The organism is Bradyrhizobium sp. Bra78, assembly GCF_024519855.1.
GTDB lineage: Bacteria > Pseudomonadota > Alphaproteobacteria > Rhizobiales > Xanthobacteraceae > Bradyrhizobium > Bradyrhizobium japonicum_G.
In genome coordinates, this window is sequence record NZ_JALJRE010000028.1 from 1 (window position 1) to 2,430 (window position 2,430).

General features: G+C 66.0%; 1 protein-coding gene and 1 pseudogene. Both read left to right on the plus strand.

Annotated features, from left to right (window positions below; all coding sequences use genetic code 11):
* Positions 1-1,082, plus strand: a pseudogene (locus tag OC450_RS34240) (caspase family protein); the annotation flags it as partial.
* Positions 1,083-1,227: 145 nt separating this feature from the next.
* On the plus strand, positions 1,228-2,430 hold a 1,203-nt coding region (locus tag OC450_RS34245), incomplete at its 3' end, for a caspase domain-containing protein (protein ID WP_262049474.1).

A 2,430-nucleotide genomic window follows, 5' to 3' on the forward strand; every position in this document is an offset into this window, starting at 1 on the left:
GCTACAAGCAGGAGCCATATGTCTACGGCTCGCTCGGCGGCGATGACGTTTCGCTCGTCCCGGCCAAGCCGGCAGCAGCGCCGGGCCCGCAAGCCAATCCCCATGACAGCGTGCGCCGGGACTATGAGCTGGCGCTCCAGGCGGGAAACCGGGACGCATGGGAAGCATTCCTGCAGGCTTATCCTGATGGGTTCTATGCGGGCCTCGCCCGCGCGCAACTGAAGAACGTGGCGGCGGAGGAAGCACGCGCGGCTGCGGCCGCGAAGGCACGCCAGGCCGAAGACGAAAAGGCAAGGCTCGCAGCCGAGCGGGCGAACAAGGCCGAGCAGGAGAAGGCGGCTGCCGCCGCCAAGGCCGCAGAGAACGCCCGGCTTGTCGCCGAAAAGGCCAAGCAGATCGAGGAGGCCAAGGCGGCCGCCGCCGAGCAGCGCCGCAAGGACGCCGAGGCCGCAGCGGCGAAGGCTGTGGCCGACAAGCAAGCCGCCGAGAAGCCGCAAGTTGCGGACAGCGCACAGAAGCTTGCAGCCGTTGCTCCGACCTCATCGCAGCCGGGCCTGTCTCCACAAGAGACTGCGAAGCTGGTTCAGTCCGAACTGCGCCGCGTCGGCTGCCTGGCGACATCGGCGGACGGCGACTGGAATGCGTCATCGCAACGCTCGCTGACGCTGTTCAACAGATATGCCGGGACGACGCTCGACGCCAAGCAGGCGAGCTTCGACGCGCTCGACGCCATCAAGGCCAAACCCGGCCGGGTCTGCCCGCTGGTGTGCGACCACGGCTTCAAGGCCGACGGCGATGCCTGCGTGAAGATCGCATGCCGCACCGGCTATCGCGTCAACGACGATAACGAGTGCGAGAAGGTGCAGGACAAGAAGCCTGTCGCGACCCGCGAGGACGCCAAGAAGCGGGATACGGAGCGGAAGCAGATCGAAGCTGCACCCGCAAAGCCGTCAGCATCCGGTCAAATGCTTTGTAACAATGCTGGCTGTCGGCCGGTGAGGCCCGGCTGTCGGATTGGAACCCCGAAGATCGGCCCTCATGTCGCCCCTGTAGCAGGGGCACAAGTGGAGGTGTGCGACTGAGCTGCGGCCGAGACGCAATCATTCCCTTGCAGGCCAGATCTCACGCATCGCTTTGACTGCGGAGATGTGTGACTGATGTCACTGATCGCAGATTGCATTTGGCCATTCTGCGAATACTCTGACGCTATTGCATTCGGGGGCTGGAATGCGGCTTCGGCTGTTTGGTTTGTTGATTGTTGCGAGCTGCTTGGCGACCTGGCTTGGGACCGGCTCGGCGCTGGCCGAGAAGCGCGTCGCGCTCGTCATGGGCAATTCGGCCTACAAGAACGTGGCGAAGCTGGCGAACCCCGCGAACGATGCCGCGCTGGTCGGCGGCATGTTCAGGAAGGCCGGCTTCGATACGGTCGACGTCAAGCTCGACCTGAACGTGGCCGAGATGCGCAAGGCGCTGCGCGATTTTGGCGGCAAGGCGCGCGAGGCCGACGTTGCGGTGATCTACTATGCCGGTCACGGCATCGAGCTCGACGGGACCAATTACCTGATCCCGACCGACGCGACGCTCGAGACCGACAGCGACGTCCTCGACGAAACGCTGCCGCTGGATCGCGCGCTGTTCGCCGTCGAGCCGGCCAAGCAGCTCCGGCTCGTCATTCTCGACGCCTGCCGCGACAATCCTTTCGCCAAGACCATGAAGCGCACGGTTGCCGCCCGCGCCATCGGCCGCGGCCTCGCCAAGGTCGAGCCGACCAGCCCGAACACCATGATCGCCTTCGCGGCGAAGGCCGGCTCGACCGCCTCGGACGGCGATGCGAAGAACAGCCCGTTTGCCACGGCGCTGGTCGAACGCCTGCCGATGCCGGGCCTCGACCTGCGCAAGGCGTTCGGCTTCGTCCGCGACGATGTGCTCAAAACCACCGGCTACAAGCAGGAGCCATATGTCTACGGCTCGCTCGGCGGCGATGACGTTTCGCTGGTTGCCGCAAAGCCGGCAGCAGCGCAGGGCCCGCAAGCCGATCCCCAGGACAGCGTGCGACGGGACTACGAGCTTGCGCTCCAGCTTGGCACGCGCGACGGATGGGCTGCCTTCCTGAATCGCTTTCCCAGCGGCTTCTACAGCGATCTCGCCAAGGGGCAATTGAACAAGATCGCCGCCGAAGAAACCCGCGCTGCCGCTGTGGAAAAGGCCAGGCAGGCCGAGGACGAGAAGGCGCGGCTGACGGCCGACCGGGCCAAGAAAGCCGAACAGGAGAAAGCGGCTACAGCCGCCAAGGCCGCCGAGGACGCGCGTATCGCGGCGGAGAAGGCCAAGCAGGTCGAGGAGGCCAAGGCGGCCGCCGCCGAGCAGCGGCGGAAGGAGGCCGAGGCCGCAGCGGCAAAGGCCGTGGCCGACAAGCAAGCCGCCGAGAAG